Source organism: Streptomyces sp. cg35, assembly GCF_050410835.1.
Classification (GTDB): Bacteria; Actinomycetota; Actinomycetes; order Streptomycetales; family Streptomycetaceae; genus Streptomyces.
Window position 1 is genome coordinate 8152679 of the sequence record NZ_CP191268.1, and the last position, 25340, is coordinate 8178018.

Annotated in this window: 18 protein-coding genes; 11 read left to right on the top strand and 7 right to left on the bottom strand. The window is 72.3% G+C overall.

Translation table 11 applies throughout. The annotated features are described in order from the left end of the window. Nucleotides 1–69: 69 nt before the first annotated feature. A complete protein-coding gene (locus ACQUQD_RS37700; RefSeq protein ID WP_428957751.1) occupies nt 70–951 on the bottom strand; it encodes a GNAT family N-acetyltransferase in 882 nt (293 codons plus the stop codon). 171 nt (nt 952–1122) lie between these two features. Here ACQUQD_RS37700 and ACQUQD_RS37705 point away from each other — a divergent pair, with 171 nt between their 5' ends. Continuing rightward, complete coding sequence (locus tag ACQUQD_RS37705) at nt 1123–1617, top strand: ferredoxin (protein WP_428956714.1); 495 nt, start codon at nt 1123–1125, stop codon at nt 1615–1617. 101 nt (nt 1618–1718) lie between these two features. Continuing rightward, nucleotides 1719–2897, top strand: a complete 1179-nt coding sequence (locus ACQUQD_RS37710) for an acyl-CoA dehydrogenase family protein (protein WP_428956715.1) — start codon at nt 1719–1721, stop codon at nt 2895–2897. Nucleotides 2898–2916: 19 nt separating this feature from the next. Here the strand turns inward: ACQUQD_RS37710 and ACQUQD_RS37715 are convergent, their stop codons facing one another. Beyond that, entirely contained in the window at nt 2917–3999 is a 1083-nt protein-coding gene (locus ACQUQD_RS37715; RefSeq protein WP_428956716.1) for an LUD domain-containing protein, read from the bottom strand. A gap of 150 nt (nt 4000–4149) precedes the next feature. Between ACQUQD_RS37715 and sigJ the strand changes: the two genes are divergently transcribed. The 4 genes from sigJ (at nt 4150) to ACQUQD_RS37735 (ending at nt 10039) form a co-directional block, all read left to right on the top strand. Then, nucleotides 4150–5088 carry an RNA polymerase sigma factor SigJ gene (sigJ, locus tag ACQUQD_RS37720; RefSeq protein ID WP_428956717.1) on the top strand — a complete coding sequence of 313 codons (939 nt, stop codon included), beginning with the start codon at nt 4150–4152 and terminating at the stop codon, nt 5086–5088. Between the two features lie 58 nt (nt 5089–5146). Further along, complete coding sequence (locus ACQUQD_RS37725) at nt 5147–6019, top strand: oxygenase MpaB family protein (protein WP_428957752.1); 873 nt, start codon at nt 5147–5149, stop codon at nt 6017–6019. Nucleotides 6020–6107: 88 nt separating this feature from the next. After that, nucleotides 6108–8387, top strand: coding sequence for a tetratricopeptide repeat protein (locus ACQUQD_RS37730; protein ID WP_428956718.1), 2280 nt, complete (start codon nt 6108–6110; stop codon nt 8385–8387). A gap of 101 nt (nt 8388–8488) precedes the next feature. After that, nucleotides 8489–10039 carry a phytoene desaturase family protein gene (locus ACQUQD_RS37735; RefSeq protein ID WP_428956719.1) on the top strand — a complete coding sequence of 517 codons (1551 nt, stop codon included), beginning with the start codon at nt 8489–8491 and terminating at the stop codon, nt 10037–10039. A gap of 275 nt (nt 10040–10314) precedes the next feature. Here the strand turns inward: ACQUQD_RS37735 and ACQUQD_RS37740 are convergent, their stop codons facing one another. Next, the gene (locus tag ACQUQD_RS37740; RefSeq protein WP_428956720.1) at nt 10315–12135 is read right to left on the bottom strand and encodes a serine hydrolase; all 1821 of its coding nucleotides are present in this window, start codon (nt 12133–12135) and stop codon (nt 10315–10317) included. A 169-nt stretch (nt 12136–12304) separates the two neighbouring features. Here ACQUQD_RS37740 and ACQUQD_RS37745 point away from each other — a divergent pair, with 169 nt between their 5' ends. Next, complete coding sequence (locus tag ACQUQD_RS37745) at nt 12305–13405, top strand: NAD(P)H-dependent flavin oxidoreductase (RefSeq protein WP_428956721.1); 1101 nt, start codon at nt 12305–12307, stop codon at nt 13403–13405. A gap of 210 nt (nt 13406–13615) precedes the next feature. After that, a complete protein-coding gene (locus ACQUQD_RS37750; protein ID WP_428956722.1) occupies nt 13616–15172 on the top strand; it encodes an acyl-CoA synthetase in 1557 nt (518 codons plus the stop codon). A 65-nt stretch (nt 15173–15237) separates the two neighbouring features. Here ACQUQD_RS37750 and ACQUQD_RS37755 read toward each other — a convergent pair whose 3' ends face one another. Beyond that, nucleotides 15238–17652 (bottom strand): penicillin acylase family protein, encoded by a 2415-nt coding sequence (locus ACQUQD_RS37755; RefSeq protein ID WP_428956723.1) that lies wholly within the window; start codon nt 17650–17652, stop codon nt 15238–15240. A gap of 117 nt (nt 17653–17769) precedes the next feature. On the opposite strand from ACQUQD_RS37755, the gene ACQUQD_RS37760 reads away from it, so the two are divergent. Then, complete coding sequence (locus tag ACQUQD_RS37760) at nt 17770–19281, top strand: acyl-CoA synthetase (protein WP_428956724.1); 1512 nt, start codon at nt 17770–17772, stop codon at nt 19279–19281. A gap of 102 nt (nt 19282–19383) precedes the next feature. On the opposite strand, the gene paaK is transcribed toward ACQUQD_RS37760, so the two are convergent. Beyond that, nucleotides 19384–20679, bottom strand: coding sequence for a phenylacetate--CoA ligase PaaK (gene paaK / locus ACQUQD_RS37765; protein WP_428956725.1), 1296 nt, complete (start codon nt 20677–20679; stop codon nt 19384–19386). Nucleotides 20680–20839: 160 nt separating this feature from the next. Here paaK and ACQUQD_RS37770 point away from each other — a divergent pair, with 160 nt between their 5' ends. Beyond that, a complete protein-coding gene (locus tag ACQUQD_RS37770) occupies nt 20840–21676 on the top strand; it encodes an alpha/beta fold hydrolase (RefSeq protein WP_428956726.1) in 837 nt (278 codons plus the stop codon). Nucleotides 21677–21704: 28 nt separating this feature from the next. Here the strand turns inward: ACQUQD_RS37770 and ACQUQD_RS37775 are convergent, their stop codons facing one another. Continuing rightward, complete coding sequence (locus ACQUQD_RS37775; protein ID WP_428956727.1) at nt 21705–22487, bottom strand: GNAT family N-acetyltransferase; 783 nt, start codon at nt 22485–22487, stop codon at nt 21705–21707. Between the two features lie 71 nt (nt 22488–22558). Further along, the gene (locus tag ACQUQD_RS37780; protein ID WP_428956728.1) at nt 22559–24178 is read right to left on the bottom strand and encodes an acyl-CoA synthetase; all 1620 of its coding nucleotides are present in this window, start codon (nt 24176–24178) and stop codon (nt 22559–22561) included. Between the two features lie 184 nt (nt 24179–24362). Here ACQUQD_RS37780 and ACQUQD_RS37785 point away from each other — a divergent pair, with 184 nt between their 5' ends. Beyond that, nucleotides 24363–25163, top strand: coding sequence for a crotonase/enoyl-CoA hydratase family protein (locus tag ACQUQD_RS37785; protein ID WP_428956729.1), 801 nt, complete (start codon nt 24363–24365; stop codon nt 25161–25163). The last annotated feature ends 177 nt before the right edge of the window (nt 25164–25340 follow it).

Here is a 25340-nt window from a genome sequence, read left to right on the forward strand (position 1 = left end):
ACCAAGATCCGGTGAACCGTGCGGACGAAGCCCCCGCCGGGCGTCAGGCCCGATGGGGGTGTTGTGCCGCTAGAGGTCCAGCTGGTAGGTGCACGAGCGATGCGTCGGTACGTAGCCGAGCGCGTCGTTGACCGTGCGCATCGGCGTATTGCTGTCCGCGGTGTCCGTGACGAGCCCGGTCAGCCGGGGATGGCGCTCGCGCACCCGCAGGATCTGATCCGCCTTCATCCAGCGGGCCAGCCCCCTGCCCCGGTGCTCCGGCAGCACCCCCGTGCCGTAGTGCTCCCCGTCGCCCTCGCGGGCGCCCGGCACGACCAGCTCCGTGAATCCGGCCACCGAACCGTCCGCCGTGTCGATCGCGGCGGCCGTGTGCAGCAGGTCGCCGCGGCGCGCCACGGCCTCGGCGACCGCCCGTACCCGCGCCACGTCCCACTCGACGCGGCCGTGGTCGGCGTCGTCCATCGGCATGTCGTCCATGGCCCGGCGCGACGCCGCGAACGACGCGGCCAGGGCGTCCGGGACCGTGCCGTCCCACTCCGCGAGCCGGTAGCCGGCGGGGACCCGCCCGGCCGCCGCCGTGAGGGCCGGGACATCCGCGTCGGCGAGCACGAGCCGCGCGTACGTCAGACGGAGCACTCTGCGGAACTCCCGCGCCGCCAGGAAGAGTTCACCGGGGGAGTCGCCGTCCGCCGAGGCGAGCACGGAGCGCCGGCCGTCCTCGCGGGCGGCGCCGACGGCGGCCGTGAGCAATCGGGAGCCCACTCCCGCGCGCCGCTCGGCCGGATGCACCCGGATCACCAGCTCGGCCAGATGCCGTTGCCCGTCGCGGTCGAACAGGCGCAGCGACGCCGTCCCCACGGGATCGCCCTGCGCGTCCTGCGCCAGCCAGACGAGGCGACGCGTGCCCGCCGTGGCATGCGGATCGATGAGCGGGGTCGGCTGCGGCGGCACGTGCGGCAAGGGCACTCCTGAGTCGGTGGCGACGGGGCGGGCAGAACGTAACCCCGTGGACCGTGGGCCGCAAAGGAATTACCGCGACGGCGTCCGGCCGCCCGGTTTGGGGACCCGGGATCCGGCTACCCGCCTGCGCGAGCAGACGTCCCCTGGAGAGGAGCCGGGCCTGTGGCCTCCACGAACAAGTATCCGTACCTCCGCACCGAGACCACCGAGGCCGCTGACCCCGCCCTGATGACCGAGACGCCGAAGGACGACCTCGTCCGCTTCCTCGAGGACCGGTTCGCCTGCGCCCAGAGCTGCGCCGAGTGCGCCCGCGTCGGCGCCCTGTTCGTCAGCTCCGTCGAGCCGGGCCCCATCGTCCCGCCGGCGCACGGCCCCGTCCGGCTCGCGGCGGAACGGGACGCCGGTCGGGCCGGGGTCAGACACGGGCTGCGGCGCACCCTGCTGCTGTGCGTCGAGGTCTGCGACGCGACCTGCCGGCTCCTGGCGGAGGACGCACACCAGGACGAGTACGCGCTCCGGCTCCAGGTCGAGTGGTGCCGCGCGGTCGTACTGGACGGCGCGCACGCCTGTGACGTGGTCCCCGACGCCGCGCACTGCGCCGAGCAGTGCCGTGCCTGCGCGCGGGCCTGTACCGACTTCCTGGCGATCCTCGACTGACGGCCGATCCGTCCCCGGCATTCCCTATTTCTGGAACGCGTTCTACTGTGTGCGCCGTCAAACCCGCGCCGACGCCGCCCAGTTGACCGCCAGGAGGGGCCGTGCACCTCGAATACACGCCTGAGCAGCAGCAGTTGCGCACCGAGCTGCGCGCCTACTTCGCCGACCTCGTGCCCGACAACGCGTACGCACGCTACGAGGACCCGGCCGCCCAGAAGCGTTTCTACCGCGAGACCGTGCGCCGGCTCGGCGCCGACGGGTGGCTCGGGGTCGGCTGGCCCAAGGAGTACGGCGGCCGGGGCCTGACCCCGATGGAACAGTTCATCTTCTTCGACGAGGCGGCCCAGGCGGGCGTACCGCTGCCGCTGATGGCGCTCAACACGGTCGGCCCGACGATCATGCAGTTCGGCACGGACGAACAGAAGGAGTTCTTCCTGCCGAAGATCCTCTCCGGCGAGCTCGACTTCGCGATCGGCTACAGCGAACCGGACGCGGGCACCGACCTCGCCGCCCTCAAGACCCGCGCGGTCAGGGACGGCGACGACTACGTCGTGAACGGGCAGAAGATCTGGACGACCAACGGCGACACCGCCGACTGGGTCTGGCTCGCCGTCCGCACCGACGCCGACGCCCCGCCCCACAAGGGCATCACGATGCTGCTCGTCCCGACCTCCGACCCGGGCTACACCTGCACCGTCATCAACACCCTCGCCTCGCACGACACGACGGCGAGCTACTACGAGAACATCCGCGTGCCCGCCGCGCGCCGCGTCGGCGACGAGAACAAGGGCTGGCGCCTGATCACCAACCAGCTCAACCACGAACGCGTCACCCTCGCCGCGCACGGCACCATGGCCATCCGCGCCCTGCACGACGTCCAGCGCTGGGCCATGGAGACCAAGCTCGCCGACGGCCGCCGCGTCATCGACCTCGGCTGGGTCAGGAAGCGGCTCGCCCAGACCCACACCAAGCTCGACGCGATGAAACTCCTCAACTGGCAGATGGTGAACGCCGTCCAGGAAGGCACCCTCATGCCGCAGGACGCCTCCGCGGTGAAGGTCTACGGCTCCGAAGCACGTCGCGACGCGTACGCCTGGCTGATGGAGGTGGTTGCCGCCGCGGGCGCCCTGAAGGAGGGCAGCGCGGGCGCCGTGCTCCACGGTGAACTGGAACGCGGCTACCGGTCGGCCGTCATCTTCACGTTCGGCGGCGGCAACAACGAGATCCAGCGGGAGATCATCTCGTGGATCGGACTCGGGATGCCGCGGGTGCGCCGCTAGGTCACTTCTGTGGTTCGGGTCAGTAACCGATGGCTTCTCGGAGCAGCAGGACGGTGCCGCGCCCCGGGCGGGGTTCCGCGTTGAGGACGAGCAGGCGGTTGACGGCGCTGGGCATCCCGTACGCCGCCCGGGCGCGGGCGTTCTCCAGCGGGAGGGCGTGCTCCTCGACGCGGCGCAGGGCCGTGCTCAGGTCGGGCACGACCTTCTGCGCGCCGACGATCCAGATCGCGTGGGCGGCGCCGCCCGCGTTGGCCGGGAGCTGACTGCCGCTGCCCGAGGCGAGAACGAGCGAGCCGGTCTCGGTGACCGCGGCGACGCTGTTGACGACGACATCGGGGCTCGCGGCCAGCCGTCGGATCTCGTCGGCGCCGGTGGCACGGTCGATGGCCAGCAGGCGCGGCCTGATCGCGTCGTACCGGCCGCCGGTGTTGATGTCCTCGTCGATCCCCGACAGCCGGAGCGTCTCGCTGGCCCCGGTGAACACGCCGGCCCCCTCGGGGATCAGGTCCCTGACGCGGACGCGTGCTGCCGCCGCGTCGTCGAGGATCTCGGTGGCGAAGCCGCCGGCGCGCAGCGCGGCGGCCACCCGCTCCAGTCGTTCGGCCGGTGCCGGGTCGGTGAACGACGCGGCCTCAGCCGGGCCGGTCCCGGTGCCGCCCCGCGCCGCACGGGGTGCCGTGCCCGCCAGCGGGGAGGTGTCGAGGTACCTGACCTCGTACACCCGCTCGGCGAACCTCCAGCCCTCCGCGGTGCGCCGGTAACGGTCGTGGTAGACGGCGTAGTTCAGACCTTGGCGTCCGTCGAGGGTCCGCGCGAGCTCATGGATGTAGGCGCGGCCCGTCGCGGTGTCGCCGTCGAGCACGATGCTGCCGGGGTGGGTGGTCTGTACGAAGAAGTCCCACTGGCTCTGCAGCCGCTCGCCCCCGGCCCTGATCTCCTCGCGGCCGATCTGCTCGACGGGGATGTCGGGCATGCGCAGCACGCCGTCCGGTGTGAACAGCGACGCCAGGCGGGGCCGGTCGCGCATCATCGCCGCGTCGGTGAACTCGCCGCGCAGCGCCTCGATCTCGACGCGGTCCGCGACGGCCTGGAAGTCGTGCATCGACGTCCCCTCTCCCTCTGGTTGTCGTCCTCGCCGGTACGACAACGCAGCCGCGCGGAATGTGAGGCGGCACCTCGGCCTCACATTCCGGTGGGCTGTCCTGTCGTACCGGGTAGTGGCACGGGAGCGGGCGAGGGAGACGGCGAGACGATGACCACCAGAGCAGAGCACGGCGACGATCAGGACGATCCGGGCCTCGACGCGATCATGAGCGAGCGGCGCCGGCTGATCAATCTCGCCTATCGACTCCTCGGGTCCCTTGCCGACGCCGAGGACGTCGTGCAGGATACCTACGCCCGCTGGTACGCCATGTCCGCACGGGAGCGGCAGGACATCGGGGTGCCCGGCGCCTGGCTGATGACGGTCGCCGGCCGCATCTGCCTGAACCTGCTCGGCTCGGCGCGGGCCAGGCGGGAGACGTACGTGGGCAGCTGGATCCCGGAGCCGCTGCCCGAACCCACGGAGTGGATCACCGGTCCCTCCGGCGCCGGCGGGACCGACCCGGCCGACCGGATCACCCTCGACGAGTCGGTGACGATGGCCTTCCTGGTCGTCCTCGACACGATGACCCCGGCCGAACGCGTCGCGTTCGTCCTGCACGACGTCTTCCGCTATCCCTTCGGCGAGGTCGCCGACATCGTCGGGCGCACCCCGGCGGCCTGCCGTCAGCTGGCCTCGTCCGCCCGCCGCCGCATCCGCACCGCGCGGACCCCGGCGGGGCCGGGCGCCGGGCAGGCCGGCATCGTCAGGCGGTTCAGAACGGCGTGGCAGGCCCAGGACATCGAAGCCCTGATCGGCCTGCTCGACCCCGACGCCACCGCGACCGCCGACGGCGGCGGGCTGGCCGTCACCCACCTGCACCCGATCGTGGGCGGAGAGCGGATCGCCCGCGCCTACGCCGAGATCGCCCGGGTGTCGGGTGAGCGCACCACGTTCCTGGAATGCACGGTCAACGGCCTGCCCGGCCTGGCGACGCGGCAGGACGGCACGCTCGTGACCGTGTTCGCGTTCGAGGTCACGGGCGACCGGATCAGGCGCATCTGGGCGGTGCGGAACCCTGAGAAGCTCCGTCTCTGGCGGACCGGCTGAGACCGACGGCTGCGTAAGCTGGTCGTGTCGGCCAGGGTGACGACAGGAGGCGCGCGTGATGCGGGCGGGTGCGGCGGATCCGGGGCTGTTCGGGCCCGACTCGGTGACCTGGCAGATGCACGCCGACCCCATGATGTGGGTGGCGGGCGTGCGAGCCCTGTACCTCCAGGCGCTGCACCCTCGCGCGGTGCGCGGCGTCATGCAGAATTCGGACTTCCGGCGCGATGCCTGGGGCCGGCTGATGCGGACCGCGAGCTTCGTCGGGACCACCACGTACGGGACGACCGAGGCGGCGGAGAAGGCGGGCGCGCGGGTCCGCAAGATCCACAGCATGCTCTCGGCCACGGACCCGGACACGGGGGAGCGGTACGGCGTCGACGAGCCCGGGCTGCTGCTGTGGGTGCACTGCGCCGAGATCGACTCCTACCTGCACGTGGCGCGACGCTCCGGCTTCCGGCTCACCGAGGCCCAGGCCGACCGGTACATCGCTGAGCACCGCACCAGCGCCCGCCTCGTCGGCCTCGACCCGGACGAAGTCCCTTCGAGCCAGAGTGAGGTGCGGGAGTACTTCGAGAAGGTGCGGCCTGAACTGGCCGCCGGCCCGGAGGCCCGCGTCGTCGACGACTTCCTGCAACGACCTCCCACCCAGGCGCTGTTGGTCCCGGCGCGCGAGGCGCTGTGGCGGCGGGTGGCCAATCTGGCGTACGCCGCACTGCCGCCCTACGCCCATGACCTGTACGGACGGCCCGCTCCCGCCCCCGCGGTCGTCACCCGCCGCCTGCGCGCCACGGGCACGGCGCTGCGCTGCGTTCCCGCCCGCGTGCGCTGGCAACTGCCCCCGAAACACATCCTGCGCGCCATGGCGAGACTCGGCCCCGACGCCCGCCCGGCACCGTACAAAGTCGGCAGATGGGTAGCCATACTGGACTAGGCCCGTCGTCACGCCCGTGTCTGTCCGGCGGTGACGACGGAGCCCGCCGGGGAGGGCGCAGCGAGGCTACGGGGGGCGACAGCGGGACATGGCGGAGTCGGGGGAGACCGGGAGCATCAGGCTGATCCACGGGCGGTACCGGCTGCTCGAGCGCATCGGCCGCGGCGGCATGGGCGAGGTGTGGCGTGCCCGCGACGAGTCGCTCGGGCGGCACGTCGCCGTGAAGTGCCTCAAGCCGCTCGGACCGCAGCGGGACCAGTCCTTCACCCGCGTGCTGCGGGAGCGCTTCCGCAGAGAGGCGCGGGTCGCGGCGGCGCTGCAGCACCGCGGCGTCACCGTCGTGCACGACTTCGGCGAGTACGAGGGCGTCCTGTATCTGGTGATGGAGCTCCTGGAGGGCAGGAACCTCAGTCAGCTCCTGGAGGACAACCGGCATCATCCGCTGGCCGTGGACGACGTCGTCGACATGGCCGAGCAGGTCGCGTCCGCCCTCGCCTACACCCACGAACAGGGCATCGTGCACCGCGACCTGAAGCCCGCCAACATCGTGCGCCTGGCCGACGGCACGGCGAAGATCTGCGACTTCGGCATCGCCCGCCTCGGCCACGACATCGGCTTCACCACCCGGCTCACCGGCACCGGCATCGCCATGGGCACCCCGCACTACATGTCCCCCGAGCAGATCGGCGGCATCCATGTCGACCAGCGCAGCGACCTGTACTCGCTGGGGTGCGTGCTGTACGAGATCGCCACGGGCGCGCCGCCGTTCGACCTGGACGACGCGTGGGCCGTCCTCGTCGGACACCGGGACACCCCGCCCGAGCCGCCCCGCAGCCACCGGCCCGAACTGCCTCTCTACGTCGACCGGATCATCCTCGACCTGCTCGCCAAGGACCCCGAGGAACGCCCCGGCGACGCACGGGAGTTGGGGCGTCGCATCGCCACCGGACGCTCGGCGCGCGGAGCGTACGTGCCGACGGTGCGCGCCCCGCAGATCGCACTCCGTCCGGACCCGCAGACCGGCACCGGGCCGTCGGGCCCGCGCGAGCCCCGCCTGCCGTCCTGGACGCGCGGCATGAGTACCGGCCACAAGGCCACCGGCGGACCGGGACTGCGCGTCACCCCGCCCGACACCGCGTCCGGCCTCGCCGGTGACTGGGTCCCGCGGCCCGCCGCCGGCACCCGGACGGCATCGGGCGAGCGGTCCGAACGCCCCGCTCCGGCACCGGAGTTGCTGGCCACGCTCGCCTCCCGGCACCACGCGGGCCTCAGCCTCGGCCGGCTCGGCCGCTGGACCGAGGCCGGCGAGGTGCACCGCGCGGTCGCCGCCGAACGGGAGCACGCGCTCGGCCCCGATCACCCCGACACCCTCGCCAGCCGCTACGAGGTCGCCTTCTCGCTGAGCCGCACCGGGCGCGCCGCCGACGCGCTGCGCGAGTACCGGCGCGTGGTCGAGGGGCGCGAGCGGGCGCTCGGCCCCGACCACCCCGAGACGCTCGGGGCGCGCCAGGAAGTGGGGTACGTGCTGGGCAAGCTGGGCCGGCACTTCGAGGCGCACGAGGCGTACACGGCGGTCCTCGCGGCGCGCGAGCGCGTCATGGGGCCCGATCACCCCGACACCCTGCGCTGCCGCCACAACCTCGCCTTCAACCTCAGCCGGCTCGGACGCCTGGAGGACTCGTACCGGATGGCGGGCGAGGTCGCCGACGCCCGGGCCCGCGTGCTCGGCGCCGACCACCCCGACACGCTCGTCACCCGCTGCGAAGTCGGCTACACACTGGGCCAGTTGGGGCGCTGGAGCGAGGCCCTGCGTACCTACCGCGAAGTGGCCGAGGCCCGGGCGCAGGCGCTGGGCGCCGACCACCCGGACACCCTGGCGGCGCGGTACGAGGTGGGCATCAGCCTGGGCCGGCTCGGACGCAGCGCGGAGGCGCTCACGCTCTACCGCGACCTGATCGACGACCGCGCCCGGGTCAGCGGCCCCAGCGACCCCGAGACGCTGCGCGCCCGGCACGGCCTCGGCGTCAACCTCGGCCGCATGGCCCGCTGGGAGGAGGCGCTCGCCGAGGCCCGCGACGTGTGCGCGATCCGTGAGCGGGTCCTGGGCCCCGACCACGTCGACACCCTCATCAGTCACCGGGAGGTGGCGGTCGGTCTCGGCTGGCTGGGGCGGTGGCAGGACGCGCTCGTCGAGTACCGCACGGTGGCTGCCGCCAGGGAGCGGGTTCTCGGGGAGGCCCATGTGGACTCCCTGGCCAGCAGGAACGATGAGGCGCACTGTCTGGAGCAGCTGGGGCGGAGCGGCGAGGCCGCCGAGCTGTACCGGCGTGCAGCGGCGCTGAGGCAGCGCGGGCAGAACCGCGGCTGATGCCCCGGGGGCTCCGCCCCGGACCCCGCTCCTCAATCGCCGGAGGGGCTCGATACGGCCTGCGGGGCTTGATTCCGCTGCGAGGAGTGCTACCAAGAGCCATGCCCGTAAAAGATCAGTACGACGTCGTCATCGTCGGAGGCGGCCACAACGGTCTCGTCGCCGCCGCCTATCTCGCCCGTGCCGGCCGCACCGTCACCGTGCTCGAACGCCTCGGGCGGACGGGCGGCGCCGCCGTGTCCACCCGGCCCTTCCCCGGCGTGGACGCCCGCCTCTCCCGGTACTCGTACCTGGTCAGCCTGCTCCCCAGGAAGATCGTGGCCGAGCTGGGGCTCGACTTCGCCGTGCGGCAGCGCACCGTGTCCTCGTACACGCCGACCGTCCGCGACGGCCGCCCGACGGGGCTGCTCGTCGGCGGCGGGGCCGACCGCACCCGGGACTCCTTCGCCCGGCTGACGGGAGGCGAGCGCGAGTACGCGGCGTGGACCCGGTTCTACGAGACCACCCGGCAGGTCGCCGAACGCGTCTTCCCCACCCTCACCGAACCGCTGCCGAGCCGTGCCGCGCTGCGGGAGCGGATCGGGGACGACGCGGCCTGGCGGCTGCTCTTCGAGGAGCCCCTCGGGGTCGGTGTCGAGGAGTCCTTCGAGGACGACCTGGTGCGCGGCGTCGTCCTGACCGACGCGCTGATCGGCACGTTCGCCGACGCCCACGACCCGTCCCTGGCCCAGAACCGCTGCTTCCTCTACCACGTGATCGGCAACGGCACGGGCGACTGGGACGTGCCCGTGGGCGGCATGGGAGCGCTCACCGACGCGCTCGCCGCCGCGGCCCGTGCGGCGGGTGCCCACCTCGTCACCGGCCACGAGGTCACCCGGATCGAGACCGACGGACAGCGGGCCGAGGTCACGTACCGCACCGAGGACGGCGAGGGCGCGGTCGCCGCCCGGCACGTCCTCGTCAACGCCTCCCCGCAGGACCTCGCCCGGCTCCTCGGCGACACCCCGCCCGTCTCCGCCGAAGGCGCCCAGCTGAAGGTCAACATGCTGCTCAAGCGGCTGCCCCGGCTGAAGGACACCGCGGTCGACCCGCGCGAGGCGTTCGCCGGGACGTTCCATGTGGCCGAGGGCTACGGCCAGTTGGCGACCGCGTACGCCGAGGCGGCGGCCGGCTCCCTGCCGAGCGCGCCGCCCTCCGAGATCTACTGCCACTCCCTGACCGACCCGACGATCCTCGCCCCGGACCTCGTCGCCCGCGGCTACCAGACCCTCACCCTCTTCGGACTGCACACCCCGGCACGCCTGTTCACGCAGGACAACGACACCGCCCGCGCGGACCTCCTCAAGGACACCCTCGCGCAGCTCGACGCCCACCTCGCCGAGCCGCTCGCCGACTGCCTCGCCGAGGACACCGACGGCCGTCCCTGCATCGAGGCGAAGACCCCGCTCGACCTGGAGCGGGACCTGCGCCTGCCCGGCGGCAACATCTTCCACCGGGCCCTGTCCTTCCCGTACGCACAGGACGGCACGGGCCGCTGGGGCGTGGAGACCGCCCACGCGAACGTGCTGCTGTGCGGCGCCGGAGCGGTGCGCGGCGGCGGGGTCAGCGGTATCCCCGGGCACAACGCGGCCATGGCGGTGCTCGGCCGCTGAGAGCCGGTGACCCCGCTCCGGGTCAGGCCGCGAAGACGGTGGACGAGGGACAGACCTCTCCGGCTCGGTCAGCAGTGTCGACCGGCGCGAGCGGCTGCGCGGGTTCCGCGCGGCGCTGGAGGAGGGCGGCGTCGACCCGGCCTCGGCGGTGGTCTGGCCGGGCGCCGCCACCAGCGAGTGCGGCGACAAGGAGTCCGCGGAGCTCGGCCGTGCGACGGCCCGGGAACTGCTCGCCGCACCCGAGCCGCCCACCGGGTTCGTGGGGTGGCGCCGGATCAGTCCTGGGCCTCCGTCCAGCCCACCGCCTCGATCCGGGACGAGTCGGCCGGGCGGGCCTCGTCGAAGACGATCCGGTGGCCGTCGGTGACCCGCACGCCGTCCACGTAGACCCCGCGTCCCACGTACAGCTGGTCGGTCGTGTACCGCCAGCGCACCCGGGTGGACGCCGAGCCGAAGCCGCCGAGGTCCGCGGACAGACGGTGCCAGGCGCGGCCCGCGTAGCCGTCCACCGCGCCCGACGGGTGGTCGTCGGCACGGTCCGTGGTGAAGGCAAGAGGCTTCCAGCTGGAGCCGCCGTCCGTCGACACCTCAAGGAAGAGGAAGTCGGAGTGCGGTTCCGTGTCCCACCACAGGGCGCACGTCAGACGTGCGTCGGGCGAGGAGAGGCGCAGGTCCGGCAAGGTCAGGGTGGCCGACGTGGCGCCGGCCATGCCCGAGAACCAGGCGGTACGTCCGTGCGCGGGACGCACCGCGACGGCGCGCGCCATGTTGTTGGCCGTGGCGACCCGGGGAGCGGAGCCGGATCGCCAGGTGCGCACGGGGTGCACGGAGTTGCCCAGCACGATGAGGAACGAGTCCGTCGTCGGGTCGAGCACGATCGAGGTGCCGGTGAATCCCGTGTGGCCCGCTGTGCGCGGCGTCGCCATCGCGCCCATGTACCAGTGCTGGTAGAGCTCGAAGCCCAGGCCGTGCTCGTCGCCGGGGAAGGCCTTGTTGAAGTCCGTGAACATCAGCTCCACGGACTTCTCGGAGAGGATGCGGGCGCTGCCGTACACCCCGCCGTTGAGCAGCGTCCGGCCGAGGACCGCCAGGTCCCACGCGCAGGAGAAGACGCCGGCGTGGCCCGCGACGCCGCCGAACCCGAACGCGTTCTCGTCGTGCACCTCGCCCCACACCAGGCCCCGGTCCAGGCCCGACCACGGCGCCCGCTCGTCCTCCGTCGCCGCGATCCTCGGCTTCCAGGAGGCGGGCGGGTTGTAGCGGGTGCGCGTCATGCCGAGCGGTTCCGTGATCCGCCCGCGCAGCAGCGCGTCGAGGGTCTCGCCGGTGAGCTTCTCCAGGACCAGCTGGAGCGAGATGAGGTTGAGGTCCGAGTAGAGGTAGGCGGTGCCGGGCGGGTTGAGCAGGGCCTCGTTCCAGATGAGACGGAGCTGCCCCTCGCGCGTGGACTCCTTGTAGAGCGGGATCCAGGACCGGAAACCCGAGGTGTGCGTCAGGAGTTGACGAATCGTCACGTCCTGCTTGCCCGCGCCCGCGAAGTCCGGCAGGTACGAGGCGACCTCGGCCTCCAGCTCCAGCGCGCCGCGCTCGATCTCCTGCACGGCGAGGATCGACGTGAACAGCTTCGACACCGAGGCCAGGTCGAAGACGGTGTCCTCGGCCATGCCGATCTGCTGGTCCGCGGGGAACTCGACCCCCGTGTCCGTCGTCTCGTCGTAGCGCGAGTAGCGCACCGCCTTGCCGATCGGCTGGTGCAGCGCCACCGTGCCGCCGCGGCCCGCGAGCAGCACCGCACCGGCGTACCACGGATGCTTGGGGGACGGGCCGAGGAACTTCTCGGCGTCCGCGACCAGTTGGCGCAGATGGCCGGCGAGCAGGCCCGCGCGTTCGGGGGAGCCCCGGCGCAGAGTGGGGCGCCGCCGCTGTGTCGGCTGCCCGGCGGCCGCGGCGGGGCCGGCCGGGAAGGGGGCGAGGGCGAGCGCGCCGCCCAGGGCCAGACCGGCCCCGGCGAGCCGGCGCCGGGTGAGTCCGGCTCCTGCGCCGCCGGGTCTGTCCGCTGCTTGGGTTGCTCCGGTCTCTCCGGTCTCTGCGGCCATGAACGGGCCCTCCTGAAAGTATCTTTCGGGATCTTCCGCGACGGGTGAAACTTTCATGTCAGCGCCGCCCTGTGTCAACCACCCGTGTCCGGTGACCGGCCCGTGAAGAATCTGACGCTGCATCAGAAAAGCTCTTCCGTCGGCCGGTCCGCTGCGGCATCCTGCGCGCATGCAGACGGAGCTGAGCAAGAAACTGGGGATCGAGCACGCCGTCTTCGGCTTCACGCCGTTCCCTGCGGTGGCCGCCGCCATCAGCAGGGCCGGAGGCTTCGGCGTGCTCGGCGCGGTCCGCTACACCGCACCCGAAGACCTCACCCGCGACCTGGACTGGCTGCACGCGCACGCCGACGGCCGCCCCTACGGGCTCGACGTCGTCATGCCCGCGAAGAAGGTCGAGGGCGTCACCGAGGCCGACGTCGAGGCGATGATCCCGCAAGGACACCGCCAGTTCGTCCAGGACACCCTCGCCAAGCACGGGGTGCCCGAACTCGCCGCGGGCGAGGCGTCCGGCTGGCGGATCACCGGCTGGATGGAACAGGTCGCCCGCAACCAACTCGACGTCGCCTTCGACTATCCGATCAAACTCCTCGCCAACGCCCTCGGTTCACCCCCGGCGGACGTCATCGCGCGCGCCCACGAGCACGACGTCCTCGTCGCCGCCCTCGCGGGCAGCGCCCGGCACGCCCGCAAGCACGCCGACGCGGGCATCGACATCGTCGTCGCCCAGGGCTACGAGGCGGGCGGCCACACCGGCGAGATCGCGTCGATGGTGCTGACCCCCGAGGCCGTCGAGGCCGTCGACCCGCTGCCGGTGCTGGCCGCGGGCGGCATCGGCAGCGGCCGGCAGATCGCGGCCGCGCTCGCGCTCGGCGCACAGGGCGTCTGGCTCGGCTCGGTCTGGCTGACCACGACGGAAGCCGACATGCACTCGCCCGCCCTCACTCGCAAACTGCTCGCCGCGGGCTCCGGTGACACAGTGCGCTCCCGCGCACTGACCGGCAAACCGGCGCGCCAGCTGCGTACGGAGTGGACGGACGCCTGGGACGACCCGTCGGGGCCCGGCACACTGCCCATGCCGCTGCAGGGGCTGCTCGTCGCCGAGGCGGTCTCGCGGATCCAGAAGTACGAGGTGGAGCCGCTGCTCGGCACCCCGGTCGGCCAGATCGTGGGCCGGATGAACGAGGAACGCAGCGTCCAGGCGGTCTTCGACGACCTGACCCGGGATTTCGAGCGGGCCATCGACCGGGTCAACCGGATCGCGGGGAGGTAGCGCGCCGCAGGAGTGCGGTCAGGTTGTGGGGCGGGTCCGGTGGGGCTTCTCGCGCGGTTCCCCGCGCCCCGGGGACGCGCAGCTTCGCTGCCGCCTCATCGAACGCCCGGAGAACCGCGCGACCGGCCCCACCGGACCCGCACCCGGCACCGCACGGCCCCCGGCAGACGAGAAGCCGATGACCACCCACCCGCAGAAGGGACGTACCCCATGTCCGACCAGAACCCCCCGAACGGCTTCTGGGCCCAGGCCGCCGAGAATCCCGACCGCACCGTCCTGCACGCCCCGGACGGCGAGGAATGGAGCGCCGGCCGGCTCCACGTGACCGTCAACCAGATGGTGCACGGCCTGCGCGAGGCCGGGATGGAACGCGGCGACGCCTTCGCCGTGGTCCTCCCCAACGGCGTCGAGTTCTTCACCGCCTACCTCGCCGCCTCGCAGGCCGGGTTCTATCTCGTGCCCGTCAACCACCACCTGGTCGGACCGGAGATCGCCTGGATCGTCGCCGACTCCGGGGCGAAGGTGCTGATCGCCCACGAGCGCTTCGCCGAGCAGGCGCGGGCCGCCGCCGACGAGGCCGGGCTGCCCGCGACGCACCGGTACGCCGTCGGGGGCGTCGACACCTTCCGTCCCTACGCCGAACTCCTCGACGGACAGCGGGAGTCGGCCCCGGACGACCGGACGCTCGGCTGGGTCATGAACTACACGTCCGGCACGACGGGACGCCCGCGCGGCATCCGCCGCCCCCTGCAGGACAAGCTCCCCGAGGAGGCCTACCTCGGCGGATTCCTCGGGATCTTCGGCATCAAGCCGTTCGACGGCAACGTGCACCTCGTGTGCTCGCCGCTCTACCACACGGCGGTGCTGCAGTTCGCGGGCGCCGCACTGAACATCGGGCACCCCGTCGTCCTCATGGACAAGTGGGCGCCCGAGGAGATGCTGCGTGTCATCGACACCCACAGGTGCACGCACACGCACATGGTGCCGACCCAGTTCCACCGCCTCCTCGCGCTCCCGCAGGAGGTCAAGGACCGCTACGACGTGACCTCCATGCGGCACGCCATCCACGGCGCCGCGCCCTGCCCCGACCACGTCAAACGCGCCATGATCGACTGGTGGGGCACCTGCGTCGAGGAGTACTACGCGGCGAGCGAGGGCGGCGGCTCCTTCGCCACCGCCGAGGACTGGCTGAAGAAACCGGGCACGGTCGGAAAGGCCTGGCCCATCAGTGAGCTGGCCGTCTTCGACGACGACGGGAACCGGCTGCCCGCCGGAGAACTCGGCACCGTCTACATGCAGATGAAGACCGGCGGATTCTCGTACCACAAGGACGAGACCAAGACGAAGAAGAACCGCATCGGCGACTTCTTCACCGTCGGTGACCTGGGCGTCCTCGACGAGGACGGCTACCTCTTCCTCCGCGACCGCAAGATCGACATGATCATTTCCGGTGGCGTCAACATCTACCCCGCCGAGATCGAGTCGGCGCTCCTGACCCATCCGGCCGTCGCCGACGCGGCCGCGTTCGGCATCCCGCACGACGACTGGGGCGAGGAGGTGAAGGCCGTGGTGGAGGTCGCCGAGGGCCGCGAGGCCGGCGACGCCCTCGCCGCCGAGATCCTCGCCCACTGCGAGACGCAGCTCGCGGGCTACAAGCGCCCCAAGAGCGTCGACTTCATCGAGACGATGCCCCGCGACCCCAACGGCAAGCTCTACAAGCGCCGGCTGCGGGACCCGTACTGGGAAGGGCGGACCCGGGCCGTCTGATCCTGGACGAGGGCGACGTGGAGCAGGCGCGGGGGAGGGGAGGCAGGGCCTCCCCTCCCGACGGGTCAGCCGCGCACCCGTACCACCTTCAGCGCGGGCGAGCGCAGGATGTCCTGCTCGCAGAAGCGCTCCGTGACCCACTTCTTCCCGGAGAAGAGGTGCGTCTGGTCGCTGTAGTGCGGCGAGTCCGGGTTCGACGACTGGGAGTACGTCAGGAGCGTGCGTGCCACCGGGCAGCGGCCGCCGTCCCAGCCGACGGCCTGGATGTAACTGGAGCCGTGCACGACCTCCGTGTAGCCGCCGCCCTTCGCGTCCCAAGTCGGCTCGACCTTGTTCCACACGCCGAGCGACTCCGTGCCGCCGTGCACCGGGATCCGCTCACCGCCGCGCACCACGAACTGGGCGTCGCCGAGCTTCGCGTCCAACGCGATGCCCGCGCCCCGCAGTTCGGCCACCGCGTCGGCGAGCGCCGTCGCGAATCCGGGCTGCCGGGTGTCGAGGGTGTTCGGCGTGCGCACCGGGTCGGCGGCCGAGAACGGCACCTTCCACAGCTTGTCCGCCGCGACGGTCGCCGTCAGCTTCCGCCAGAACCGGTCGAAGAGCAGCGCGCCCCGGCTGCCGGTGCTCATGGTCCGGTCCCAGCCTGCCAGGACCGTGCACGCCTGCGTTACGTCAACTGCCCTGCCGTCGCTGCCTGTTGCCGAGCCGCCCGGCAGCGCCGCGCACGCCTTCGCCGTGTCGGCCGCCGCCAGGTCCCCGGCCGGTACCCGGTCGGCGAACTGCTGCTTCTGCAGATCCGCGACCGTCAGCCCGCCCCGGCCGGCCATCGCCGCGACGTCCTCGACCGCGCCGCGCGTCCGCATCGAACGCTGCGTGCCGACCGTTCCGAAGACCCGCTCGTAGCCGGTCAGCGGCCGGTCCGCGTTGGCCAGCCAGGCGCTGTCGTTGGAGTTCTCCGCGTACGGGGCGTCCTTGAGGACCGGCATCCGCGAGGGGCCGAAGATGCCCGGCTGCACCGCGTCCTTGTCCCTGCCGAGGGCACAGTCCCCGCGCGAACCGTCCAGCACGGCGACCCCCGACGCCGGGTAGGTGACCTTGCCGAGCGGCGTCGAGCAGCGCGCCGCCAGGTCGTCGGTGATGCGGGGCAGGACCTGTGACTGCGTGAACAGCGAGTGGCCCTTCGAGTCGGCGGCGATCGTGTTCACCCAGGGGATGCCCTGGGTGCGGCGCAGAGCCCGCAGCACGTCGTCCGTCGAGCGCGCCTTGCTGAAGCCGAGCGCGGTGTCCGAGGCCCGCATGTTGAGCGCGTTCGGGTCGCCCAGCGCGTACGCCGTCGTCGCCGTCCAGGGGAGGGGGAGCTGGGCGCCGAGCGAGGTGACGACCGGGCCGTAGCGGGTCCACCACTGCGTCCGCGTCACGTCGGCGCCGCCCCGCACCGGCACCGTCACGGTCCGCTTCGTCATCCTCTCCCGCTTGCCGTCCACCACGTACGCCGTCGGGTCGGACGGGGCGAGGGTCAGCTGGTGCAGGTTCAGGGTGACGCCCGTCGCGACGGTGTGGCTCCACGCGACGTGCGCGTTGTGGCCGATGGAGATCCCCGTGGTGCCGAGCAACGAGCCGCCCATGACGTCCAGTTCACCCGGGATCGTCTGCTGCGACTGCCAGAAGCGGCGGCCGCCCTGCCAGGGGTAGTGCGGGTTGCCGAGCAGCAGACCGCGCCCGTTCGCCGTCGTCTCGCCGCTGAACGCCACCGCGTTCGAGCCCATGTCGGAGTCGTCCTGGGAGAACAACGCGCGCGCGGCGTCCGCCAGTTCGGACTTCGACGGCGCCGCCTTCCCCTCGGCGCCGGCCGTCGGCGGCTGCGCCGCCGTGATGCCGTCGATGCCGCGTCCCTGCCCGCCGAGCACCGAGATCGCGAAACCGCGCGCCGCCACGTCCAGCGTCGTCACCGGCTTCACCCAGTCCGCGCCCTTGCACGCCGGGTCGGTGATCCGGTTCTGCTTCAGCCACGCGTTGTACCCGGCGGCCCAGCCGCGCATCGCGTCCTTGACGTCCCTGCTGGGCCCGGCCGGAGCGGGTGTGGCGAGCAGCTTCTCCACCGTGTGCGTGTCCCGCACGCCACGGAAGTACAGGTCGCTGGAGAGGTTCTTGGCCGCCGAGGAGAGCGACCCGTCGGGCGCGGCGTCCGGCCCGAACCAGCGCGAGCGCTCGCCCCGTACGGTCAGGAAACCGTCGGCGAGTGTGCACACCTGGTCCGCGGCCTGCGCCCAGCCCGTGCCGAAACCGAGGTTCGCGTAGTCCTTGGCGAGGATGTGGGGAATGCCGTACTCGGTGTAGCGGATCGTGGCGGACAGGCCGCCACCGTGCGGACGGTCGTGCCGGTCGGCCGCCGCCGAGGGCAGCGAGGCCGTGGCGGTGAGCGCGGTCAGCAGAGCGGTCCCGACGACCATGAGGCGCCGTTGTCTCAGACGGGTACGCATCGTGCTCCCAACTGCATTGCGGACAGGGGCGGTTGAGCGTACCAATCGGTATGTCGCCTGCCGAGCGTCGTGCGCACACGTCTTGACCTGGCGTCCGACACCGCACAGGATCACGCCATGACGAGGTCACCGGCAGCCGAAGCGGCAGGCAGCACCGTCGACGGGGTCCTGCGACGCAGCGCCCGCCGCACCCCGGCGCGCGTCGCCCTGCGCTACGGGCCGCGCACCTGGACGTACGAGGAACTGGACGACGCCGTCTCGCGCGCGGCCGGAGTCCTGCGCGGCCTGGGGCTCGACCCCGGCGACCGGGTCGGCGCCTACGGGCACAACTCCGACGCGTACCTCGTCGGGTTCCTGGCCTGTGCCCGCGCGGGCCTTGTGCACGTACCCGTCAACCAGAACCTGACCGGCGACGACCTCACGTACATCGTCCGGCAGTCCGGCAGCGCGCTCGTGCTCAGCGACCCCGACCTCGCCGGCCGCCTGCCCGAGGGCGTCCGGACCCTGGCGCTGCGCGACGCGGACGACTCCCTGCTGGCGCGTCTCGCGGCGGCCACCCCCTACGACGGGCGGCAGCCGGGCGCCGACGACCTCGTCCAGCTCCTCTACACCTCCGGGACGACGGCGCTGCCCAAGGGCGCCCGGATGTCGCACCGGGCCCTCGTCCACGAGTACGTCAGCGCGATCCACGCGCTCGATCTGAAGGACACGGACCGCCCCGTCCACTCGCTGCCGCTGTACCACTCGGCGCAGATGCACGTGTTCCTGCTGCCCTACCTCGCGGTCGGCGCCACGAACACGCTGCTGGACGCCCCTGACGCCGCGCGGATCCTCGACCTGGTCGAGACGGGCGAGGCCGACAGCATCTTCGCCCCGCCGACCGTGTGGATCGGCCTGTCCCAGCACCCCGACTTCGCGACCCGGGACCTCGGCGGGCTGCGCAAGGCGTACTACGGGGCGTCGATCATGCCGGTCCCCGTCCTGGAACGGCTGCGCGCGCGGCTCCCGGGGCTCGCCTTCTACAACTGCTTCGGGCAGAGCGAGATCGGGCCGCTCGCCACCGTCCTCGGGCCCGACGAGCACGAGGGACGGATGGACTCGTGCGGGCGGCCCGTCCTGTTCGTCGAGGCGAAGATCGTCGACGAGGACGGCAAGGACGTGCCCGACGGCACGCCCGGCGAGGTCGTCTATCGCTCCCCGCAGCTGTGCGATGGCTACTGGGACAAGCCCGAGGAGACACGGGAGGCCTTCCGCGACGGCTGGTTCCGGTCCGGTGACCTCGCCGTGCGGGACAGCGAGGGCTACTTCACCGTCGTCGACCGGGTGAAGGACGTCATCAACTCCGGTGGCGTGCTGGTCGCCTCGCGCCAGGTCGAGGACGCCCTCTACACGCATCCGGCGGTCGCGGAGACCGCCGTGATCGGCCTGCCCGACGAACGGTGGATCGAAGCGGTGACGGCCGTCGTCGTCCGTACGCGTGAGGTCACCGAGGCCGACCTGCTCGCCCACGCGCGCGAGAAGCTCCCCGGCTTCAAGGCGCCCAAGCGGGTTGTCTTCGTGGACGAACTGCCGCGCAACGCCAGCGGGAAGATCCTCAAGCGGGAGCTCAGGGACCGGTTCGCCGAGTGAGCGCCGCAGCCAGGATCTGTCCGGCGGATCGTGTCGCGGGCGCGGGGTCCGGCACAGAACGGCACGGGTCACCCGGACGCGACCTGATCCGCCGGACACGCCCTAGCGGTGGTCACGGAGGTCGACGATCCGCTTGATCTTGCCGACCGAGCGCTCCAGCGTCTCCGGATCGACGATCTCGACGGTCACCGTGACCCCGACCCCGTCCTTCATCCCCGCCGCGATGGCCCGCGCCGCGGCCGTCCGCTCGTCCGGTGTCGCGTCGGGCCGGGCCTCCGCGCGGACGGTGAGCGCGTCCATCCGGCCCTCGCGGGTCAGCCGGAGCTGGAAGTGCGGGGCCACGCCGGGCGTGCGCAGCACGATCTCCTCGACCTGCGTCGGGAACAGGTTCACCCCGCGCAGGATCACCATGTCGTCGCTGCGGCCGGTGATCCTCTCCATGCGGCGGAACGCGGGCCGTGCCGTCCCCGGCAGCAGGCGCGTCAGGTCCTTGGTCCGGTACCGGATCACCGGCATCGCCTGCTTCGTCAGGGACGTGAAGACCAGCTCGCCGGGCTCCCCGTCGGGCAGCACCGCGCCCGTGACCGGGTCGACGACCTCGGGGAAGAAGTGGTCCTCCCAGATGTGCAGCCCGTCCTTCGTCTCCACGCACTCCTGCGCGACACCGGGTCCGACGACCTCCGACAGGCCGTAGATGTCCACGGCGTCGATGCCGCACCGCTCCTCGATCTCCCGCCGCATCTCCTGCGTCCACGGCTCCGCGCCGAAGATGCCGACCTTCAGGGACGTGGACCGCGGGTCGACGCCCTGCCGCTCGAACTCGTCGAGCAGCGTCAGCATGTACGACGGCGTGACCATGATGATCTCGGGTTCCAGGTCCAGGATCAGCCGGACCTGGCGGGCCGTCATGCCGCCGGACGCCGGGATGACCGTGCAGCCCAGCCGCTCCGCGCCGTAGTGCGCGCCGAGCCCGCCCGTGAACAGGCCGTACCCGTACGCCACATGGACCTTGTGCCCGGGCCTGCCGCCCGCCGCGCGGATCGCCCGCGCCACCATGTCGGCCCACATCGACAGATCGTCCTCGGTGTACCCGACGACCGTGGGCAGACCCGTCGTCCCGCTGGAGGCGTGCAGCCGCCGCACGTCCGCCCGGTCCACCGCGAACATCCCGAACGGGTAGTTGTCCCGCAGGTCCGCCTTGGTCGTGAACGGGAACCGCGCCAGGTCCTCCAGCGCCGTGCAGTCCTCGGGGCGAACCCCCGCCTTGTCGAACGCCTCGCGGTAGAACGGCACCCGCTCGTACACCCGGCCCAGCGTGGCCCGCAGCCGCTCCAGCTGAAGCGCTCGCAGCTCCGCCGCGTCCAGGCGCTCGCCCTCGTCCCACCACTGCGTCGTCATCGACCGCACTCCCGAACTCCCGACCGATCATTCGGTTGACCTGCTGGCCGTCAGTAATTCAAGACGGAGCCGCCCGCGTCAAGACATACGACGGGACGTGTTGGCCCGAGCCGTCGACAAAGGCGTTGTCGCGGGCCCGCCCGCCTGTGATGATCACGCCATGTTCACGTTCAGCGCGCCGGACGGCACCGAACTGGTCTGTCACGTACGCGGGTCGGGCCCGCCGCTGGTCTGCCTGCCCGGCGGGCCGATGCGCGCGTCCGAGTACCTCGGGGACCTGGGCGGACTCACCGCTCACCGCACTTTGTACCTCCTCGATCTGCGCGGCACCGGGCAGTCCGCGGTGCCGGCCGACGAGGCGACGTACCGCTGCGACCGGCAGGTCGCCGACGTCGAGGCGCTCCGCGCCCACCTCGGATTCGAGCGGATGGACCTCCTGGCCCACTCGGCGGGCGGCAACCTCGCCGCCCTGTACGCGGCCCGGTACCCGGAGCGGATCGCGCGGCTCGTCCAGGTCACCTCCTCGCAGTGGGCCCTGGGCCTGCGGGCGAGCCTGGCGGACCGGCGCGCCGCCGCGCAGCTGAGGCGCCACGAGACATGGTTCGAGGCCGCGTACGTGGAGTACGAGAAGATGCTCGCCGGCCGGGACGACGCCGACTACCTCTACGACGCGTTCTTCTACGGACGGTGGGACGAGCGCGCCCAGGCGCACGCCGCCCGCACCGACGACCAGAGCAACGAACGCGCCGAGGTGCGCTACGGCGCCGAAGGCGCCTACGACCCGCCCGCGACGCGCGCGGCCCTGACCCGGCTCGACGCCCCGGTGCTGCTGCTCGCCGGTGAACTGGACGGAGGCCCGCGCCCCGGGCTCGCGCGGCAGGCCGCGGAGTGCTACCCGCGGGGCCGCGTCGTGGTGCAGCCGGGCGCCGCGCACTTCCCCTGGCTGGACGACGAGGAGTTCTTCGTGGCGCGGGTGGCCGAGTTCCTGGCCGGCTGACGGGCCGGGCCGGCCGTCACCGCGTCGGCTACCCGGCCGCCCCCAGAACGTACGGAGTGGTCGTGCCCAGTGCCACGAACCCCAGCCGTTCCAGAATGGGCCTGCTGTACGACGAGGCGTCGACGTGGACGTACGAGAACCCGCGCTCGGCGGCGATCCGCACCCGGAACGCGACGAGCGCCCGGTAGATGCCGCGCCCGCGCCACTCGGGCACGGTGCCCCCGCCCCACAGGCTCGCGAAGTCCGTGCCCTCGTGCAGTTCCAGGCGGGCCGCGCTGACCGGCTCGTCGCCGTGCAGCGCGACCACGGCCGGGACGGTCCCCGGATCGTGGGCGAGCTGCTGCCGCACCTGGTGCCCGATCGAGGACCGGCCGCTGTCGAAGGCCCGCTCGTGCACCCGCTCGACCAGCCCGACCTGGGCCTCCTCGGTGACGGGCAGCAGCCGGATCCCGTCCGGCGGCGCGACGCCGAGGGGCAGCCCGGCCGTCTCCGCCACGAGCAGGGTCTCCGTCTCCTCGGCCACGAACCCGGCGGCGGTCAGCCGTGCCCCCAGGTCGCCGGGCAGGTCGTGCCCGTACGCCTTCCACTCGGCCTCGACGCCCAACCCGCGGTAGAACCGCACCTGTTCGGCGATGGCCGCGTCCGCGCCCGCCGCGTCGAGCCCCGACCACAGCACCCCGTTCCACCCCGCGCCGGGCCCGACCTGCCGGACGACATCGCCGACCCGCTCGACCCGCGCCCCCGGCTCGTCCGGCCGCGCCGCACGCCGCAGCTGCCGGTCGAACAGGGCCAGCACCGCTTCTTGATCCATCCGGCCACTTCAGCAGCGGGCCCGTCGCTCGGCAACTGCATGAGAGCGGGCGGCCCGCGCCGGACCTGCTGTCACTGCGCCGATTCGGCCGCTACGGTCCGCGCCCACCGGTAGTCCGCCTTGCCGCTCGGTGACCGCTGGATGCGGTCCGTCACGATCAGCTGGCGCGGGATCTTGTAGCCCGCCAGATGGCTGCGGCAGTGGGTCTGGAGGGCGTCCAGGGTGAGGGCGGGGGCGCCGGCTCTCAGCTGGACGACGGCGGCCACATGGTTGCCCCACTTCTCGTCCGGCACGCCGGCCACCAGCGCGTCGTAGACGTCAGGGTGGGACTTCAGGGCCTGCTCGACCTCTTCCGGATAGACCTTCTCGCCGCCGGTGTTGATGCACTGGGAGCCGCGGCCGAGCACGGTGACGATGCCCTCCTCGTCCACCGTCGCCATGTCACCGAGCAGCACCCAGCGCTCGTCGCCCTTCTGGAAGAACGTCTCCGAGGTCTTCTTCGGGTCGTTGTAGTAGCCCAGCGGGACATGGCCGCGCTGCGCTAGGCGGCCCACCTCGCCGACGGCCACCGGGTCGTACGTCGCCGGATCCACCACCTGCGTACGGGCGTTGACCCGCAGCCGGAAGCCCTGGCCGGCGCCCGAGTCGTCCGTCGCGGTGCCGTTGAAGCCGGACTCCGACGAACCGAAGTTGTTGAGCAGCATCACGTTCGGGACCAGCGCCTGGAACTGGGCGCGCACCGTGTCCGACATGATCGCGCCCGAGGACGAGACGCTGAACATCGCCGAGCAGTCCGTACCCTTCAGCGGTCCGTTCAGCGCGTCGATGAGCGGGCGCAGCATCGCGTCGCCCACCAGCGACATGCTCGTCACCTTCTCCTTCTCGATCGTGCGCAGCACCTCCTCCGGCACGAACTTGCGGTGGATGACGATACGTTGGCCGAAGTTGAAGCCGATGAAGGCCGTGAGGGTGGACGTGCCGTGCATCAGCGGGGGAGTGGGGAAGAAAGTGATGCCGTCGCCGCCCGCGGCCACCCGCTCGGCCAGTTCCGCCGGGCGCGACACCGGCTCGCCCGTCGGTGCGCCGCCGCCCAACCCCGAGAAGAACAGGTCCTCCTGACGCCACATCACGCCCTTGGGCATGCCCGTCGTGCCGCCGGTGTAGATGATGAACTGGTCGTCCGGCGAGCGCGGCGCGAACCCGCGCTCGGGCGACGCGGTCGCCTCGGCCTCGGTGAAGTCCATGGCCTTGAGCGGCGGCGCGTCCGCCGCCGGGGTCCCCACCCGCACCAGGTGCCGCAGCTTCTCCGTCCGCGGCAGCGCCGCCGCCACGCGCTCGGTGAACTCCGCGTCGAAGACCAGGGCGGCCAGATCGGCGTCCCGGTAGAGGTAGACCAACTCCTCCTCGACGTAGCGGTAGTTGACGTTGACCGGGACCACCCGCGCCTTGAGGCAGCCCAGCACCGTCTGCAGGTACTCGATGCCGTTGTAGAGGTGCAGCCCGAGGTGCTCGCCGGGGCGCAGCCCGCTGTCGATCAGATGGTGGGCGATGCGGTTGGCCGCCGCGTCGAGTTGTGCGTACGTCAGCCTGCGCTCCGCACCCGTGCCGGGGTGGTCGACGTAGACGAGTGCCTCGCGGTCGGGGACCACGTCGACGACCGACTCGAACAGGTCGGCAAGGTTGTACTCCACCGCTCCTCCTGACCCTGGCGTCATCTCGTGTGGCCGTCATCAGAGCAGAGGCGGATGGAAGGGGGAAGGGGCCCCGCACAAGAAATCTGACTGAGTGTCAGAAAACTCTTGAACTGGCCCGCGCCCTCCTGCAACCTGTTCTGGTCCCAGGGGTCTTGAGGCGTCAGCCGACTGGAGGGCAGTCATGGGTGGGACCGAACATCTCGACGTGCGGCGCGAAGGCGCGACGCTCGTGCTCACGCTCAACCGGCCCGAGGCCAAGAACGCGCTGTCCCTGCCGATGCTCGTCGGCCTGTACGACGGCTGGCTGGAGGCCGACGCCGACGACACGGTCCGCTCCATCGTGCTCACCGGCGCCGGCGGATCGTTCTGCGCGGGCATGGACCTCAAGGCGCTGGCCGGAAAGGGCATGGACGGCGAGCAGTACCGCGACCGCATGAAAGCCGATCCGGACCTGCACTGGAAGGCGATGCTGCGCCACCACCGCCCGCGCAAACCGGTGATCGCGGCGGTGGAGGGCCACTGCGTCGCGGGCGGCACGGAGATCCTCCAGGGCACCGACATCCGGGTCGCGGGGGAGTCGGCGACGTTCGGCCTGTTCGAGGTGAAGCGCGGCCTGTTCCCCATCGGCGGCTCGACGGTCCGCCTGCCGCGCCAGATCCCGCGCACGCACGCGCTGGAGATGCTGCTGACCGGCCGTCCGTACCCGGCGGCCGAGGCGGCGGCGATCGGCCTGGTGGGCCGGGTGGTGCCGGACGGTACGGCCCTGGACGCGGCGCTGGAGATCGCCGAGCGGATCAACGCGTGCGGGCCACTGGCCGTGGAGGCCGTGAAGGCGTCGGTGTACGAGGCCGCCGAGCTGACGGAGGCGGACGGTCTGGCCGCCGAGCTGAAGCGGGGGTGGCCGGTCTTCGACACGGCCGATGCGAAGGAAGGTGCGCGTGCCTTTGCGGAGAAGAGGCCGCCTGTGTACCGGCGGGAGTAGAGGTTCCCCGAACTGGCCGTGCCGTTCGGTCACGCGTCTGCCGGGTGTCTGTGCGGTGCCGGGCGCGGAGCCGGTGGGGCCGATCGCGCAGTTCCCCGCGCCCCTGAGGCATGCGGCTCCGCTGCCGCCTCATGAGGGTGCGCACGCAACATGCCGCTCCCGGCACCGCACAGCAAC